Origin of the sequence: Deinococcus carri, from assembly GCF_039545055.1 — a bacterium.
In the GTDB taxonomy this organism is placed as follows: domain Bacteria; phylum Deinococcota; class Deinococci; order Deinococcales; family Deinococcaceae; genus Deinococcus; species Deinococcus carri.
This window is the reverse complement of the sequence record NZ_BAABRP010000020.1, coordinates 26120-41943: the sequence shown is the minus strand read 5'-3', so window position 1 is coordinate 41943 and position 15824 is coordinate 26120. Positions and strand designations below refer to the sequence as shown.

Here is a 15824-nt window from a genome sequence, read left to right as displayed (position 1 = left end):
GCCGTTCAGGGTGTGGACTTATTCTCTACTCCTCATCTTCATCTCAAATGAAGTCCAGGAGCAACTTGTTGACTTCTTCGGCGTGGGTGGCCGCGAGGCCGTGCGGTGCACCTTTGATCACTTTCAATTTGGCGTGGGGAACATACTGCGGCACTCGCTGACCACTGACTTCCAGCGGCACGATCTGGTCTTTGTCGCCGTGAATGACCAGCGTGGGCTTATCGAACTTGGCGAGGTCAGCGCGGAAATCTGTTTCGCTGAAGGCATGGACACAGTCCACCGTTGCCACTGGGGACGCCTGATACGCCAGGCCCTTGGAGAAAGCCAGGAAATCCTCGCCCAGCTTATCGGCGTTGTCCTCCCAGTTGAGAAACTTGGTGGTCAGGTCAGTGAGGTATTTAATGCGCCCGTCTTGCACCTGTTGCGCCATGTCGTCCACCTCGGCTTGCGTCAGGCCGCCGTCGGGGTTGTCCGCCGTTTTCAGCAGGTAGGGGGTGACTGCCCCCAGCAGCACGATGTTCTTGAGGCGCTCGGTGCCGAACAGGCCGACGTAGCGGGCCACTTCGCCGCCACCCATGCTGAAGCCCACCAGCGACACGTCACGCAGGTCAAGCTGGGTCATCAGGTCGTTCAGGTCGCTGGCGAAGGTGTCGTACTCGTAGCCCGTAGCCGTCTTGCCCGACTGCCCGAAGCCCCGGCGGTCATGGGCAATCACCTGATACCCCGCGTCCGTCAGGGCAAAAATCTGGGCTTCCCACATGCGCCCGCTGAGGGGCCAGCCGTGGGACAGCACCACCGGGCGGCCTGTGCCGTAGGTTTCGTAGTAGAGGTCGGTTTGAGGGGCGAGGTTGTGCTGGGTTTTGATGGTGGGCATGATGAATCCTCCAGGGGAACTAAGGGAATGTGATGCAAGAAGTGATGTGGAGCGCAGTTTAAAACTTGAGTGGGCGAGCACCTCCTTTAAGTCAAAGGGAAAAGACTTTGTTCACGTCCTTCACCGTGATACGGAGAAGGGGATCGGCATGTTCAGGGCAATCTGGCTAGAGGTGGACACGTCCAGGCTCAGTGTTCTGAGTGGCTTTAAGGAACGAAGGTCATCGGACAGGCGGCCCCGCCCCAGATGCAGATGGGCGTCACGCGGGGAAAACTGGCTCCCCATGCTCAAAATGTTGGTCTGGTTGATCACTTCATGCCACGCGCCGCGAAAGTGCGTGTAGGTGGTCAGGCTCGACACCCGCTGACCGTTGGCAAACTGCTTTTGGGGCGGCGTGACCACCGACAGGGCCAAATCCAGACCGCCCGCATCATTGGCGACCTGGGCAGCGGTGCGGCGCTGGTCGATGTGAATGTCAATGTCCGTGACCCACTTGGGCAGGCCGTAAGCGTCATGGCCTCTGATCCTGGCAATCTCGGTATTCACAGGGAGCGACAGCACATAGGCGTGCAGATGCTCATTTTTGAGACTGGCGGCCAGGTCGATGCCTCCCAGCGGGCCGTGTCTGGCGGGCTTGACGGGAATCCCGACCGCGACCTCCGTGTAAAAGTCGATATCACACACGTCGTAGCGGTAGAACATCACCGCTGCCAGTCCCAGTCCGGGAACTACCTCCAGGGGGCTAAGAACGCGGGGTAATCTGGCCCGGAGCGCTTCCGTCGGCGCGAGCATGGTCAACCTTGCCGTGGAAACACGGTAGTAGAAGTTTGGTGTGAGGGTCGGGCCGATAGGGGTCTCAACGGCCGTTTTGGGCAGTTGCCGGAAAAAAGACACGTCCGGGACGCGGGGATCGCGGGCGACTTCATCCAGGTCGGTGTTCATCCGGTAACGGTCATACAACCCGCCTTTGGGAACGGCGACCGTGTGCCGTCCCAACTGGACTTCAACGGTTGGGGGAGAAGCTGGAGGCATGTGCTTTTGCTCCTTGTTGAAGGGTTCAGTGCGTTCGCAAGCCTGCCCTGGGCTGGCCTCAGCCGAGATCAGCGATCAGACGTTTGGCGAGTTGTTCGGAGGACGCGGGATTCTGTCCGGTATAGAGGTTCCGGTCTACCACCACGAAGGGGCGCAGTGGCAGCGCACCTTTCTGGTAATCGGCACCCTCCTTGCGCAGACGGTCTTCCAGGTACCACTTGGCTTTCCAGCCGAAGGTGTTCAGGCGCTCCTCGGTGTTGGACAGGCCGGTCATCTTGTACCCCTTGAACGGCCACGAGCCATCGGGCTTCTTTGCTGCCAGGGCAGCGGCAGGCGCGTGGCACAGGAGTGCCAGCGGCTTCCCTGATTCCAGCCTATGAGCGAGCAGCGCACCGGAAACCTCGTCGTAAGCGAGGTCTTCCATCGGGCCGTGACCGCCGGGGTAGAACACCAGGTCATAGTCGTCGGGATTCACCGTGTCCAGCGTGCTGGGATGATCGAGTTGCGGTTTGATGGACAGGAGATAATCCGCGATTTCGTTGCGCTTGTTCAGGGTGCCCGCCGTCCAGTTCATGCTCAGGCGGTCGAGCGTGGGGGCCTGACCGCCCGGTGTGGCAAGGGTGATGTCCCAGCCCGCTTCGCTGAAGAGCTTGTGCGGCATGGCGAGTTCTTCGCCCCAGTAGCCGGAAGGGTGCCGGGTGCCGTCTTTCAGGGTCCAGTAGTCGGCGGCGGTGACGACGAACAGGACCCGCTTCGGGACGTCTGGCTGGGGAGCAGAGGAGGACGACATGCCCCGAATGTAGTCGGCGCTAGCATTGTTGTCAATGTCTACTTTGCGCTAGACTGCCTTCATGAACGAACCCCCAACCGACCTCGACCTCGTTTCAGAGCCGGAGCGTCCCTACCACCACGGCAACCTGCGGGCTGAACTCCTCAAACGCGCCTGGGACAGCATCGAACTTGAAGGAGCGGAAGGACTGTCGCTGCGTGCCCTGGCGCGGGAGCTGGGCGTCAGTCACGGCGCGTCCGCGCGGCACTTCAAGGACAAACAGGCGCTGCTGGACGCGCTCGCCACCCTGGGCTACGAGCGCCTGAATCGGGCGCTGTCCGGGCTTTCCAGTTCAGCCGGACCCTTCGAGACGCGGTTCAAGGCCGCTGCCCTCGCCTACGTCAAGTTTGCCGTCAGCCATCCCAGGCTGCTGCGCCTGATGCATGCCGCCAAGCTTCATCCGGAGGCGAGCGCCACTCTGCACGAACTCAGTTGCGCCACCCTGCGAACCCTGACCGACGCCATTGCCACCGCGCAACACGGCGGCGAAGCGCGGGGGGGGGACGCCCGGCACCTCGCCCTGGTGGCCTTCGCCAACTTCCACGGGATCGCCACCCTCGCCACCGACGACCTGCTCCAGGGCATGGCCTGGCAGGACGCCGCCGCCCTGTCCATCGGGTTCACCTGGCAGGGCCTCGCCCCCGCTCGTCAGGAGCAACCATGAAAGCCGCCTATATCGACCGCTACGGGCCAAACGACGTGGTGAACGTCGGGTTTCTGCCCCAGCCGCAACCCGGCCCGCATGACCTGCTGGTGCGGGTGCGGGCCGCCAGCGTCAACCCCATCGACCTCGCCATTCGCAGTGGTCGTCTGCGCCCCATCCTGCCCTACAAACTCCCCCTGATCCTGGGCAGTGACCTGGCCGGTGAAGTGGTCGCCGTCGGTTCCGCCGTTACCCGCTTTGCCGTCGGGGACGAGGTCTTCGCCCGCCTCGACAAAGACCGGATCGGGGCCTTTGCCGAGTATGCCCTGGTCGGTGAAAAGGAGGCTGCTCACAAGCCCGCACGACTGACGCACGTCGAGGCCGCGAGTATTCCGCTGGTCGGCCTGACCGCCTGGCAGGCCCTCACGGAACTGGGACACGTGAGTCGGGGTCAAAAGGTTCTGATTCAGGCCGGGTCGGGCGGCGTGGGCAGCGTCGCCATTCAGTTGGCCCATTCTCTGGGGGCCGAGGTCGCCACCACCGTCTCAGCCCGGAATGAGGCGCTCGTCCGCGAACTGGGGGCACGGACGGTCATTGACTACCGCACGCAGCAGTTCGCTGACCTCCTCTCCGACCTTGATTTCGTGCTGGATACCCAGGGCGGAGAAGTGCTGGCTCGCTCTTTCAAGGTCTTACGCCGGGGCGGAACGCTCGTCACCATCAACGGCGCGCCGACGCCAGAGGCCGTGCGTGACCGCAAGATCACGTGGCCGGTTCGATTGACGCTCGCGGCGGTGCATTTCAAGGACTACAGACTTGCCCGGCGTTACCACGTCAACTTCGCTTACCTGTTTATGCGCCCCGACGGGAAACAACTGGAGGTGTTGGGCGGACTCCTTCAGGACGACACCCTTCGCCCCGTGATTGACCGCGTGTTTTCTCTGGATGAGGTGCGCGAGGCGCTCGCCTACAGCGAGACCGGGCGGGCGACAGGAAAGGTGGTCATCGAAGTGCCGTAGCTGGTGACGTTTTTTCTGATGCAAGAACTCTCGCCCTAGGGCGGGGCGCAGAAAGGTTGCCGTTTTTTGGCAACCTCTCCGAGCAAAGCGAGAAGCGCAAAAAGGGCGGCGCGGAGTGGAGTGGATGCCTGAGACATGCGGCAACGCAACGGAGCGCCGCCCTAGCGGGTGCGCGTGACCTTGCTCAGCAGGGGAGGCGCGTCGGGATTCAGGCCCTTGTGCAGGGCCAGGTGCCCGGCGAACAGGTAGAAGGCGAGCGCGCTGGGCACGGGGTCCGTCAGAGGGTGGCCCGTCTGCGGGGTGGTCAGGGTGCTGCCGGCGGCGGGGCCGAGGGTCCGCAGGTCCGCGTCACTCCTGCCCAGGTCGGCGTAGGCCTGGGCCGTGGCCGCCGCCGCCGCATCGGCCGAGGTGAAGCCCAGCAGCGGCACGCCCTCGGCCAGCAGCCGCCTGGGGCCGTGGCTGAACTCGGCGGCGCTGTACGCCTCGGCATGGATGCCGCACGTCTCCTTGAGTTTGAGGGCCGCCTCCTGCGCCACGCCGAAGTGCAGGCCCCGCGCCAGCACCAGCAGGTTGTCCGCGAAACGGTAGCGTTCCGCCAGGGTGCGGGCCTGGTCTTCCAGCGTCAGCGTGTGCTCCAGGGCTTCCGGCAGGGTCTCCAGGGTCCGCTTCAGGCCTTCCTCCCCGGTCAGCTCCGCGATCACGGGCAGCAGCGCGGTCAGGCTGGCGAGGTAACTCTTCGTCGCGGCGACGGCCCGCTCCTCGCCGCAGCGCAGCGGCAACACGAACTCGGCCTCACGCGCGAGGTCGCTGCCTTCCACGTTGACCAGGGCCACGGTCGTCGCGCCGGCCTCGCGGGCCATCAGCACCGTCTCCACCACGTCGGGACTCGTGCCCGACTGCGACACGGCGATCATCAGCGCCCCCCGCAGGTCCAGCCGCGCCCCGTACAGGGTATGGACGCTCGGCCCCAGGCTGGCGACGGGAAGCGAGAGCTGGGTTTCCAGGGCGTATTTCAGGACGGTGCAGGCGTGGTCGCTGCTGCCCCGCGCGACCGTGACGGCGTAGGGGGGGCGGCGCTCATGCAGCGCGGCGGCCAGCGCCCGCACGACGGTGGTGTTCCCGGCAAGCTGGCGGCGGACGACCTGCGGGGCCTCGCGCGCTTCCTGCAACATCAGGGGGTCGGGGTGGGTCATGGCTGTTCCTCCAGCATAGGCTGTCCCGCCACATCCGCCTGCACGACGGTCGGTCAGGGTTTGAGGACGGTGGGGCCTTACGGCATCCGGGGCCACGGTTGCGGATTCAGCCGCGCAGGGCCTCCGCGAACCAGCGGGTCACCACGTCCGGGCGGGTGATGGCCGAGCCGACGACCACGAAGCTGGCTCCCCGTTCCAGCGCCTGTGCGGCCTCGGCGGGGGTGTTCAGGCGGCCCTCTGCCACGAACGGCAGGCCCGCCGCGCACAGTTCGTCCATCAGCGCCCAGTCCGGCGTCTCCAGTTGGCGGCTGTAGGGTGTGTAGCCGCTCATCGTCGTGCCCACGATGTCCGCGCCTGCCTCCAGCGCCGATTCCGCTTCCTCCAGCGTGCTGATGTCGGCCATCACCCGCGCACCCGTGGCGTGAACGGCGGCGAACATCTCCGCCAGCGGCTCCGGGCGGGGCCGCTGGGTGGCGTCGAGCGCGACAATCTCGGCCCCCAGCTCCGCCAGCCGCACGGCCTCCGCTGCGGTGGGCGTGATGTAGACCTCGGTATCGTCGCGGTCGGTCTTGGTCAGGCCGATGATGGGCAGGCCCGTCACCGCGCGCACCGCCTGCACGTCCCCGAAGCCCTGGACCCGCAGGCCCGCCGCGCCCCCCTGTTCGGCGGCCAGGGCCAGGCGGCTGATGATGTAAGGGTCACGCAGGGGGCTGCCTGGGTTCGCCTGGCAGGACACGATCAGGCCGCCGCGCAGCCGTTCCAGCACATCCTGGCCGGACAGGGGGCGCTCAGGCATGGGTGCGCGTCCCCCCGGCGGCCAGGTCGCCGCAGGACTCGTTCAGCCGGGTGAAGCCCGCCGAGGGGGTGAGGGGATTCAAGGCCCGCAGGGCGGCGCGGGGGAGACGGAGCAGGAAACGCTGGGACATGGGACTCTCCTTGTCAGGGGGTGGGGGGCGGAAGCTGGAAGTGGGCGTGCAGCGCCTCCATGATGCGCTGGCGGTTCCTGACCCGCAGGGCCTGGAGAACGGCGAGGTGGTCTTGCGCGGTCTGTTCCGGGTTCCAGTGGACGGCTGCCCCAGAACCGCCTCTGCTCCACAGGGGGAGCAACACGAGCCGCACAAAATCGTACGGTAAGGCAGGAGCGCCGAGCTGGCGGGACTCCCGCCGGGCTGGGCTATGCTCCCGGGTGAGCGCGGAGGAGGACCTGAAACTGCCGACAGGCCGCTGAGAAGTGGGGCCGCGTGTGGCCCAGGGGGTCGGCGCTCGCAGCCCCCGCTCTGTCCGGGGCCTGACAGGTCCGTCCGGTGCCCGGCGTATGGAGGAGGTCGGGGAGGCCTGGGCCGGAAACCTGATATTTCCGCGGGGTGGAAGCAGGAACGTCGGCACCCCACCTGCTCGATTCGTGAGGGCGAATCGGGGCGTTCGGTGTAAGGTGCTCTCCCTCGGCCACCAACTGAAGTTTCCTTTCCGGGAGGCACCTGCACGCATGCTGATCTTCGAGACCCTGCTGGGGCTGCTGTTTGGAGCAACCGTCCTGTCCGTCCTCGCCCGGCGGCTGAACATCCCCTATCCCACCCTCCTCGCCGTTGGTGGGGCGGTTGTCGCCTTTCTCCCGGGGGTTCCCCGCTTCGACCTGCCCCCCGAGCTGATCCTGGCGGTGTTCGTCGCGCCCGTCTTGCTGGACGCGGCCTACGACACCTCGTTGCGCGACCTGCGGGACAACTGGCAGGCCGTCTTGTCGCTCGTCGTGGTCGCCATTGGTCTGACCACCGTTGCCGTGGCCTTCACCGCCCGGCTGCTGTTCCCCGAGTTTCCCTGGGCGGCGGCTCTCGCCCTGGGGGCCTTGCTCGCACCCCCAGACGCCGTGGCGGCGTTGGCGGTGTTGCGGCAGGTCAACCCGCCCTACCGCCTGCGCAAGATTCTGGAGGGCGAGAGCCTGCTCAACGACGCCTCCGCCCTGCTGATCTACACCCTGGCCGTCGGGGCCGTGACGACCGGGAGTTTCAACGCCGCGGGGGTCCTGCCCGCCTTCCTCCTCACCGTCTTCGGCAGTGCCGCGGTCGGCTGGCTCCTGGCGTGGCCGATTGGCCTGCTGGTCGAGACCATCGACGACGCGCCCACCTCGGTCATCTTCCAGTTCGTGCTCACCTTTGCCGTCTGGCTCCTGGCCGAGCGGCTGGGCCTCTCCGCCGTCGTCACCGTGGTCGTCTTCGGGTTGACCGCAGGCCGGCGATCCGTCTTGTCGGCGCGGCTGCGGGTGCCGACCTTTGCTGTCTGGGACGCGGTGACCTTCGTCCTGAACGTCCTGGCGTTCACGCTGATCGGCCTGCAACTGGGGCCGATCCTCGAAGCCCTGAACGGGGCGGAACTCCTGCGTGCGCTGGGTGCGGCGTTCGTCATCCTGGCCGTGGTGATCGTCGTGCGCCTGGTGTGGGCGCTGGCGTACGCCCTGGTGCAGGGGAGGAACCATGCGCCTGGTCCGGGTTCGGCGTCCTCCTCCACGTCCCTGCCCCTGGCGAAAAGCGGGTTGGTGATCGGCTGGTCGGGGATGCGGGGGATCGTGACGCTGGCGACTGCCCTCGCGCTCCCGGAGGGCTTTCCGGGGCGCGACTTCATCCAGCTCACCGCCTTCGTCGTGGTGCTGGGCACCCTGGTGATCCAGGGGCTGACGCTGCGCCCGCTGCTGCTGCTCCTGCGCCTGCCCCGGGACACGACGGTGGAGACGGAGACCAGCCTGGCACGGGGTGCGGCGCTGAAGGCAGCCCTGAAGGCACTGGAGGGGGACGACTCGGAAGCCGCCGCGCGTCTCCGGCTGGAATACCAGGCGGACCTGGGCCGGGTCCGCAGCGGCGGGGACCCGCACGACACGCCGGACAACGTGCTGCGGCAACGGGTGGTGGAAGCGTCCCGCCGGGCACTCGCGGAGTTACGCCGCACGGGCAAGATCGGGGACGACGCCTATCACCTCGTCGAGGAGGAACTGGATTGGCTGGAACTGAGCGCCCGGCCAGCGTCCACGCCCGCCTGACAGATAGGCCAGGAACAGGGGGGTGAGGACGCCTACGGATTCCGGATAATCCGTTCCAGCCCCTCTGCTGCACAGCTCTACCAGTCCGGTCGGGTTCACCAGTGACTGCATCACTGATGAACTGGAATCCCTAGGGCGGCGCTCCGTTACGTTGCCGCGTGTCCTGGGCAGCAACTCCACTTCACGCCGCCCTTATCACGGTTTCTCACTTCGTTCGGCCCAGAAAGGTTGTCGAACCTTTCTGGGCACCGCCCTAGCCTCCAGCCCAGCGTCGGATGGGCAGGCGTCTCCAGTTCTTCATGCCGGGCCGCAGCAAGCTCGACCCCCTCCCGGTTATGAGTCTCGTCCCCCAGTCATACGACTTCCGGTGGAGCAGTGATGCCATCCCTGCGAAACCCGACGGGAAGGAGAAGGGACGGATTGCAGAACGGCTGGGGCCGGAATTCGTGTCATACGGATTCCGTCCAATTCCTGAACAGTCGGGAGGGCACCGCCTGTTCATCCATCTCCCGAAATCCGCCCTTGTTCCTTCTCCCTCTGGTCGGATTTCCGGGTGTTTTCAACACCCTTCAATCGGAATCAGTATCAGGTCCTGGGCAGGGAGGCGGCGTTGTACCGCTGCGGGCCGCGCCCGTCTTTCCAGTCCACCTCGACCCACAGGGCCGTCGCCTGCCGCACCAGGGCACGCTGCTGGTCGGTTGGAGCATCGAAGATCAGGATGGACGTGCCCATCCCGGGCACCAGTTGCCGGATCATGCCCGTTCGCGGCTGCCAGCGCCACACCTCCCGCCCGAAGCTGTCCCGCAGCACCAGCCAGGCCCGCCAGGTTCCCACCTCCCTGAAGGCCCCGATGGGTGCCATCAGCATCACGCTGATCGGAGCGGGTGGGGCCTGCCCGGAACTCAGCCCTGCCTCGAATTCCCGGGCAGCCCTGATAAGCGCGGGGTATTTCGGATCGCTGTAGGCACACGCTCCCCGCAAGACCTCGGCGGGTGGCGTGAACCACACCTGCCGCTGACCGACCCGCTGCCGCACGGCACGCAGTTCGGCTGCGGTCGGAGGTGGCTCCGGCGTGCGGCAGATTTGAAGACGTTCGGCCTGGGTGGGATACAGCAGGTGTTCCGGGGAGGGTGCCGGGGCAGCGCCCAGACCACCCGCCAGCACGAGCGGGAGGAGCCACATGGGGGCAGTCTGACGGCCCCCGCCCAGGTCGATATGAGAAAGACTTCAGGCGCAGCGCGGGCGACTCTGGACGAGGCTGGGGCGCGGATGTCCTCCAGGGCAGCGGCCGCTCCGGCACGGTCAGCTCTCCGCGGGTTCCTCCTCCGGCCGGGGCGCGAGCTGTCCGATGCCCAGCAGCAGCAGGCCCAGGAGGGCAGTCGCCGCTCCCCGGAACAGGCCGCCGAGGTCGTCCAGATCGACAAACACGAGCTTCAGCGCGCCGAGGCCGAACGTGGCCAGCGCCACCCACCAGCGCAGGGGGTGGCCCAGCTGCCGCGCCTGCACCAGCAGCGCGACCGAGGCGGCCAGCAGCACCACGGTCGAGGTCAGGGTGAAGGTGAGTGGCCCCTCCCCCCGGACCAGCAGCTCGGCGGTGCGCCCGCCCAGGGCGAGCAGGACGAGGGCCAGGCCCGGCCACAGCCCATCCTGGAGGAGGGGCGGCGCGACGAGCGAGGCGGCCCGCGCCGTATCGCCCCGGGGGTCCGGACGGCGCGCCAGCCACCGCAGCCCGGCCAGCGTTACGAGCAGCCACAGCGCCGCGCCCGTCCCCAGCGCGCCCAGCAGCAGCCAGAGGCCTGCGCCCGGGTCGCGCGGCCCCGTCAGCATCGAGGCCACGCTGACCAGCACGGCCAGGGCCAGCAGCGGCCAGGCACGCCAGAACCAGCGGCTCTCCCCCGGCAGCAGCGCCACCCCCACCGTCAGCAGCGCCAGGAGCAGGGCGGCCCGTTCCTCCCCATCACCCTCCTGGGTCCAGACGAGCAGGCCCAGCGCGGCGGTTGCGACGCCGGCCCCTTCCAACCCCCCGCGCCACCGGGGAGGCAGCAGCGGGCGGTGCACCGCCGCGAGCGCATACAGCAGCCCGCCGGACAGCAGGCCGTGGGCCGCCACCTGCCACGCACTCCCGGCGTGTGCCAGGCCCAGCGGAACGAGCAAAGCCCCGGCGGCGAGCGCACCCCAAACCAGGGTGCGAGCGAAGCGTTCCTGCCCCCACCGTTCCAGCCCCAGCGTCAGGGCCGAGAGGACCACCACCACCCCCGCAGCCGCCAGGAAGCGTGGCCCCGCGTCCAGCTCGCCCAGCACCCCCGACGGCGCGGAGACGGCACGCAGCAGGACGGCCGCGGCCACCCCCGTCACGGCCGCTCCGGCCCGGCCAGCGAGGGCCAGACCGCTGCCCAGCGCCAGCCCCGCCACCACCAGTGAGGACGGCCACGGGTGCAGGAGATGGTCAGCGAGCAGCATGCCCAGCGCCGCCGCCCCCACCCACCGCCACACCCGCGAGCGCAGCCAGGACCCCAGCAGTGCCACCCCCGACGCCAGCCCCAGCAGCCGGGTCGAGGGCCGCCAGCCTTCCATTCCCAGCGCCAGCGCTCCCCCCAGCGTGCCGACCCCGACCCCCAGCACGGCGTCCCGCAGCAGGGCCGTCCCTGGACGCCGCCGCTCCCCCAGGCGGTGCAGCCAGAGGGCCAGCCCCGTGCAGACCGCGCCGACCAGCAGCAGTGCCGTGGTGGGAAGGCCCCCGGGAAGCCCCCGTCCCTCCTCCAGCGGTTGCAGGAGCGGAGCGGCCCCGGCGAGGCCCGCCAGCAGGACCCCGGCGGCGGCCAGCGGGGGCCGGAGAGAGGCCTCCTTTCCCGCCGTTCCCGGCCGCAGCCCCACGGCCAGCGCGGCCCCGACGGCCCCCAGCAGCAGGAGCGCCCACAGCAGCGGATGCCCGGGCTGGTCGTGGACCCGCGTGGTGACGATCAGGCCCAGCAGACCGGCGGCGGGCAGTGGGGCGAGCAGGGCGCTGCCCGCCGGATTCAGGCGGCGCTCGGCGAGGACCGTACCGGCCGCGACCCCCAGCAGGGCCAGCCCGGGCAGGGTGGGGTCGCCCAGGTTGTCGGCCAGGAGCCACGTGGACAGGCTGGCCCCGCTCAGGGCGGTGGCGGTTCCCAGCAGCCGCCCCTGCACGGTGCCGTGGACGCCGACCGCGAGGCTCAGGACCAGGATCGCCGCGAGAACGGTGCCCGCCGGGGCCACCCCCGCCCCCACCAGCGCACCGAGACACAGGGCGAGGATGCCGTAGCCCAGCCCCCGCAGAGCCTCCCCGATCACCGGTGCCGTCCGCCCGGCGGCCGCGTACAGCGAGGCGGCCAGCAGCGCCGCCAGCCCCAGCAGCACCTCGCGGGTGAGGAGGCCGCTGCGGGCCAGCGCCGCGAGGAACCAGGCCGCCCCCACCAGCGTGACCGCCGCCCCCAGGACGGCGAACACCGTGCGGGAGGACAGGGGCGCGCGGGCTGGGGGCCGGCTGACCTCCTGGTCCTCCGGCCAGGGACTTCCCGCGGGCGTGGGCAGTGCGGCGGGAGGTTCCGGCGTGGGGCCTCTCTCCTCCGCCGGTCCGGGCCGGGCCACGGGCGCGTCCTCCGCCTCCGGTGTCGCCTGCGCGCTGGCCCGCGCTCCTGCCTGCCGTTCGAGGGCTGCGAGCCGCTCACGCAGCCCCTGCATCTCCCGCGTGAGGGACCCCAGACGCGCCAGCAGAACGAGGCCCAGGACCAGGAGCGCCAGCAGCAGGAGGGTCACGGAAGACAGCGTACCTGTCGCCGGGTTGCTCCTCCATAGCGGCTCCAGGCTCTGACGCTTCCCAAAGGGGCAGAACTCGCCACTGCCGCCGAATTGACAGGCGGAATGGGCATCCCTGGAGAGGAGCGCGGGGTTGTCCGGTTGTCCCTCGGAGCCTAAGACGCGATGACACCGATGGAAGAGAGCGCTGCGTGTGGCATACCCCTGGCCCCCAGTGTGCTGGGCAAAACGCTGAGCTGTGCGAACGTCGCCGCCTGGGGTCGCGGTGGGGCGTGTGCCTTCTGAGGTCGGTGGAGGCTCTTTCCTGAGAGGTGCCCAAAGGCCCGGAGTTCAGCCTGACATCGGAAAAGGCCCTTCACATGCCCTAGCATGGCCCCATGCAGATGCGCGTCCTGGGTCACTCCGGCTTGCCGGTTTCCGCTGTCGGTCTCGGGTGCAACAACTTCGGGGGTCGCCTGGACCAGGCCGCCACCACTGCCGTCGTCCGGCGGGCGCTGGACCGGGGCATCACCTTCTTCGACACCGCCGACATCTACGGCAACCGGGGCGGTTCGGAAACCCTGCTGGGCAAGGCCCTCGGGGCGGAGCGGCCGCGGATTGTTCTTGCCAGCAAGTTCGGGCTGCCGATGGACGAAAGCGGCCAGCTTCAGGGGGCCAGGCCCGCCTATGTCCGGCAGGCGCTGGAAGCGAGCCTGCGTCGGCTGGGCACCGACTACCTGGACCTGTACCAGCTCCACCGCCCGGACCCCCAGACCCCCATCGAGGACACCCTGGGCGCGCTGGACGAGCTGGTCAAAGAAGGCCTGGTGCGTTTCGTGGGCGTGTCGAATATGGATGCGGCGGGTGTGCGGGCCGCGGACGAGGCAGCCCGGCGGCTGAACCTGACGCGGCTCACCTCCTGCCAGGACGAGTACAGCCTGCTGGTCCGGGACATCGAGGGGGAGCTGGTTCCCACCCTGCGTGAGCTGAATCTGGGCCTGCTGCCGTACTTCCCCCTGGCGAGCGGCCTGCTGAGCGGGAAGTACCACGCCGGGCAGCCACTGCCGGAGGGCGCGCGCATCACCGGCTCGGAGGGGGCGCAGAACCGGTACCTGACCGAGCGCAACTGGCGGGTGGTGGAGGAACTGCGGCAGTTCGCCCAGGGGAGGGGGCGCACCCTGCTGGAACTCGCGTTCAGTTGGCTGCTGTCGCACGACGTGACCAGCAGTGTGATTGCCGGGGCCACCCGACCCGAGCAGATTGATCAGAACGTAGCGGCAGCAGACTGGGCACTGACAGCAGAGGACCTCGCGGAGGTCAACCGCATCACCTCCGCCTGAACCAGGGGCCAGGCGACATCTTTTCTGGCCTGCCAGAGCAGGCGGTGTCGCCCGGCTGGATTATGTGGTGTGAGCGTCCCCTGTTGTCACCGCCAAGCGCCTGGAACCCCCCCTGACCGGGAGAGGGCGGGGCCTTCAGGAAGGCCGGGTCACGGCAGGCCCAGCACCGTGAAGCTCGTCCCGGCTTGCCGCCCCACGCCGAGCAGCAGAGCCTTCCCATCGGGGCGGAAGGTGAGCGCCACATTCTCCAATTCCAGGGCAACGGGTGGAACCGGCCAGAGGGTCTGCTTTCCTGTCGTCACGTTCCCGATAAACAGTGCCGGGCGGCCCTCTTCGAGGTAGGCCACCTGCCCCCCATCCGGTGAGACGGCCAGCGAGCGCACCCGCCCCGCCGTGGGCCAGCTCCGCACCTTCTTGCCCGTCTGGGGGTCGTACACCTCGACGGCCAGTGGCCTGACGGCATAGTCGGGGGCGCTGATTTCCTGGGCGGCCACCGCGAGGATGTGACAGTCCGGCGTGGTGACGGCCATGCGGTGCCCTTCGGGCAGGGTCAGGCCGAACTGAACCTTCTCCAGGCTTTTCAGGCTCCACAACGAAGCCCGGACGCCGATTCCGTGGTTCCCAAAGACGGCGGTGCGTTCGCAGACCGCGTCCCCCCGCGGCGTCACGTCGGCGGCCTCGCTGCCCGACTTGCGGTAGGTGCGGCCCGGCAGACTCCCCAGGAACACCTCACCCTGACGGGCCAGCACCTTTGCCAGCGGCACCACCCGCCCGCTCAGCACCAGTTCCCGGTCACCCGCGGTAAAGCCCGCGATGTTGTTGACGCCGGTGACCGTCGGCCCGACGGGCTTCCCACTGCGAACGTCCCAGAAGCGCACCTGACTGCTGTTGCCGTCCCCGCTCACGAGGAGGGTGCCTGCCCGGTCGAAGCGCAGGCTGGCGACGGACTGCGGGTGCGCCGCCGCACTCCAGCGCACCTTGCCTGTACGGGCATCCACCAGATGAATCTGGCCGTTTTCACCGGAGCCCGCCAGTAATTTGCCGTCCGCGCTGTAGGTCGCCAGGGTCAGGCGCGCCTGCGGGAGCAGGTAGGCGGCCACCTGCTTCCCGGCGGGGGTCAGGGCCAGGGCACCCAGGCTGCTGGCGCTGATGACGTTCCCTCCCAGCCAGGCCACGTCCCGCACGCCGATGTAGGTATTGAGCTTCTGCGGTGGGGGAAGGCGTTTCCACGCCCCCAGGTCCCAGATGCGCGGGCTGCTGGTGCCATCCGCCAGCAGCCTGCGGCCATCCGCACTGAAGGCCAGCTTCCCGGTCCAGTCGGCGTAGGTGGGCAGGGAACGGCCCTGCCCGGTGCCTAGGTCGTACACCGTGACCGACTGGTTGTAGGCCTTGGGAAAGCTCATCCCCCAGCCCACCGCCAGCCGCTTTCCCGCCGGGTCGAACGCGAGGGCGCTCGCGGCGGCGGGCGTCAGCGGTTCGTCCATGAAGGTGGTGTCCTCGCCCGGCAGGCGCGTCAGGGTGGGGAGGGCGTCCAGGGAAGGCAGGGCGTAGCGCAGGACCTTCTCCCCCTGCAAGACCGCGAGCTGCCGCCCGTCCCGGCCCAGGGCCAGGGCCGTGAACGGGAGCGGGGCCGCTGAGGGTGGCAGAGCCAGCTTCCGCCACTGGCCCGGCTGTCCGACCAGCACCACGTCGCCGCAGCGCACCGCGAAGGTGTCGGCGGCGAAGGCGAGCTGGGGTGGCCCGGGCAGCCTGCCGGGGGCGGGGCAGAGGTCGCGGGCCAGGACCGACACCTGACGGTCATGCACCCGCAGCAGGGTGCCGCTCCGGTCCAGGGCGAGGAAGTCCTGGCCCGCCGGAATCAGGCTGGTGAGGCTGCTCCCCGTCGGCAGCAGCAGGGCGAGGCGCTCGCCCCCCGGACGGAACAGGCCGAGCTGGGCTGCGGAGGTCACGGCGACCGTCTGCCCGTCATCACTCACAGCCACAAGGTCGGCGGGGCCACCAGGGACGTTGCCCTGCGCCTGCACCCTGACGGCTTCTCCACCGGAGGCGGTGAGCAGGGCCAGCGAGAGGAGGAGGCGTTTCATGCGGTCACCGGCTGGGGCGAAGGGCA

14 protein-coding genes are annotated in these 15824 nt (G+C 68.8%); 4 read left to right on the top strand and 10 right to left on the bottom strand.

Annotated elements, in window-relative coordinates; genetic code table 11:
- Window positions 1-43: 43 nt before the first annotated feature.
- The 3 genes from ABEA67_RS16875 to ABEA67_RS16865 form a co-directional block, all read right to left on the bottom strand.
- Window positions 44-874 carry an alpha/beta fold hydrolase gene (locus ABEA67_RS16875; RefSeq protein ID WP_345467517.1) on the bottom strand — a complete coding sequence of 277 codons (831 nt, stop codon included), beginning with the start codon at window positions 872-874 and terminating at the stop codon, window positions 44-46.
- 120 nt (window positions 875-994) lie between these two features.
- Window positions 995-1816 (bottom strand): acetoacetate decarboxylase family protein, encoded by an 822-nt coding sequence (locus tag ABEA67_RS16870; RefSeq protein ID WP_345467515.1) that lies wholly within the window; start codon window positions 1814-1816, stop codon window positions 995-997.
- A 148-nt stretch (window positions 1817-1964) separates the two neighbouring features.
- Window positions 1965-2696, bottom strand: coding sequence for a type 1 glutamine amidotransferase domain-containing protein (locus ABEA67_RS16865; protein WP_345467512.1), 732 nt, complete (start codon window positions 2694-2696; stop codon window positions 1965-1967).
- 61 nt (window positions 2697-2757) lie between these two features.
- On the opposite strand from ABEA67_RS16865, the gene ABEA67_RS16860 reads away from it, so the two are divergent.
- The gene (locus tag ABEA67_RS16860; protein WP_345467510.1) at window positions 2758-3399 is read left to right on the top strand and encodes a TetR/AcrR family transcriptional regulator; all 642 of its coding nucleotides are present in this window, start codon (window positions 2758-2760) and stop codon (window positions 3397-3399) included.
- A complete protein-coding gene (locus ABEA67_RS16855) occupies window positions 3396-4397 on the top strand; it encodes an NADP-dependent oxidoreductase (protein ID WP_345467507.1) in 1002 nt (333 codons plus the stop codon). The genes ABEA67_RS16860 and ABEA67_RS16855 overlap by 4 nt, the downstream gene beginning before the upstream one ends.
- A gap of 161 nt (window positions 4398-4558) precedes the next feature.
- Here the strand turns inward: ABEA67_RS16855 and ABEA67_RS16850 are convergent, their stop codons facing one another.
- From ABEA67_RS16850 to ABEA67_RS16835, 4 genes are all read right to left on the bottom strand, one after another.
- The gene (locus ABEA67_RS16850; RefSeq protein WP_345467504.1) at window positions 4559-5590 is read right to left on the bottom strand and encodes an SIS domain-containing protein; all 1032 of its coding nucleotides are present in this window, start codon (window positions 5588-5590) and stop codon (window positions 4559-4561) included.
- 106 nt (window positions 5591-5696) lie between these two features.
- The gene (locus ABEA67_RS16845; protein WP_345467501.1) at window positions 5697-6386 is read right to left on the bottom strand and encodes an N-acetylmannosamine-6-phosphate 2-epimerase; all 690 of its coding nucleotides are present in this window, start codon (window positions 6384-6386) and stop codon (window positions 5697-5699) included.
- Window positions 6379-6516, bottom strand: coding sequence for a hypothetical protein (locus ABEA67_RS16840; RefSeq protein WP_345467500.1), 138 nt, complete (start codon window positions 6514-6516; stop codon window positions 6379-6381). The genes ABEA67_RS16845 and ABEA67_RS16840 overlap by 8 nt, the downstream gene beginning before the upstream one ends.
- Before the next feature lie 13 nt (window positions 6517-6529).
- Window positions 6530-6700: a hypothetical protein gene (locus ABEA67_RS16835; RefSeq protein ID WP_345467498.1), complete on the bottom strand. Its 171-nt coding sequence runs from the start codon at window positions 6698-6700 to the stop codon at window positions 6530-6532.
- 376 nt (window positions 6701-7076) lie between these two features.
- Between ABEA67_RS16835 and ABEA67_RS16830 the strand changes: the two genes are divergently transcribed.
- Window positions 7077-8618, top strand: a complete 1542-nt coding sequence (locus tag ABEA67_RS16830; protein WP_345467496.1) for a cation:proton antiporter — start codon at window positions 7077-7079, stop codon at window positions 8616-8618.
- A gap of 585 nt (window positions 8619-9203) precedes the next feature.
- Here ABEA67_RS16830 and ABEA67_RS16825 read toward each other — a convergent pair.
- On the bottom strand, window positions 9204-9800 hold the full coding sequence (locus ABEA67_RS16825) for a hypothetical protein (protein ID WP_345467493.1): 597 nt from the start codon (window positions 9798-9800) through the stop codon (window positions 9204-9206).
- A gap of 120 nt (window positions 9801-9920) precedes the next feature.
- Window positions 9921-12395 (bottom strand): DUF2339 domain-containing protein, encoded by a 2475-nt coding sequence (locus ABEA67_RS16820; protein ID WP_345467491.1) that lies wholly within the window; start codon window positions 12393-12395, stop codon window positions 9921-9923.
- Between the two features lie 377 nt (window positions 12396-12772).
- Here ABEA67_RS16820 and ABEA67_RS16815 point away from each other — a divergent pair, with 377 nt between their 5' ends.
- Window positions 12773-13714 (top strand): aldo/keto reductase, encoded by a 942-nt coding sequence (locus ABEA67_RS16815; RefSeq protein WP_345467490.1) that lies wholly within the window; start codon window positions 12773-12775, stop codon window positions 13712-13714.
- Between the two features lie 149 nt (window positions 13715-13863).
- Here ABEA67_RS16815 and ABEA67_RS16810 read toward each other — a convergent pair whose 3' ends face one another.
- Window positions 13864-15798 carry a hypothetical protein gene (locus tag ABEA67_RS16810; RefSeq protein ID WP_345467488.1) on the bottom strand — a complete coding sequence of 645 codons (1935 nt, stop codon included), beginning with the start codon at window positions 15796-15798 and terminating at the stop codon, window positions 13864-13866.
- Window positions 15799-15824: the final 26 nt, after the last annotated feature.

What these genes read in the sequence shown, in the direction of transcription:
- ABEA67_RS16850 (WP_345467504.1), bottom strand. Translation starts at nt 5,590, where the DNA reads ATGACCCACCCCGACCCCCTGATGTTGCAGGAAGCGCGCGAGGCCCCG.
- ABEA67_RS16815 (WP_345467490.1), top strand. Translation starts at nt 12,773, where the DNA reads ATGCAGATGCGCGTCCTGGGTCACTCCGGCTTGCCGGTTTCCGCTGTC.
- ABEA67_RS16810 (WP_345467488.1), bottom strand. Translation starts at nt 15,798, where the DNA reads ATGAAACGCCTCCTCCTCTCGCTGGCCCTGCTCACCGCCTCCGGTGGA.
- ABEA67_RS16865 (WP_345467512.1), bottom strand. Translation starts at nt 2,696, where the DNA reads ATGTCGTCCTCCTCTGCTCCCCAGCCAGACGTCCCGAAGCGGGTCCTG.
- ABEA67_RS16840 (WP_345467500.1), bottom strand. Translation starts at nt 6,516, where the DNA reads ATGTCCCAGCGTTTCCTGCTCCGTCTCCCCCGCGCCGCCCTGCGGGCC.
- ABEA67_RS16830 (WP_345467496.1), top strand. Translation starts at nt 7,077, where the DNA reads ATGCTGATCTTCGAGACCCTGCTGGGGCTGCTGTTTGGAGCAACCGTC.
- ABEA67_RS16875 (WP_345467517.1), bottom strand. Translation starts at nt 874, where the DNA reads ATGCCCACCATCAAAACCCAGCACAACCTCGCCCCTCAAACCGACCTC.
- ABEA67_RS16845 (WP_345467501.1), bottom strand. Translation starts at nt 6,386, where the DNA reads ATGCCTGAGCGCCCCCTGTCCGGCCAGGATGTGCTGGAACGGCTGCGC.
- ABEA67_RS16870 (WP_345467515.1), bottom strand. Translation starts at nt 1,816, where the DNA reads ATGAACACCGACCTGGATGAAGTCGCCCGCGATCCCCGCGTCCCGGAC.
- ABEA67_RS16860 (WP_345467510.1), top strand. Translation starts at nt 2,758, where the DNA reads ATGAACGAACCCCCAACCGACCTCGACCTCGTTTCAGAGCCGGAGCGT.
- ABEA67_RS16855 (WP_345467507.1), top strand. Translation starts at nt 3,396, where the DNA reads ATGAAAGCCGCCTATATCGACCGCTACGGGCCAAACGACGTGGTGAAC.
- ABEA67_RS16825 (WP_345467493.1), bottom strand. Translation starts at nt 9,800, where the DNA reads ATGTGGCTCCTCCCGCTCGTGCTGGCGGGTGGTCTGGGCGCTGCCCCG.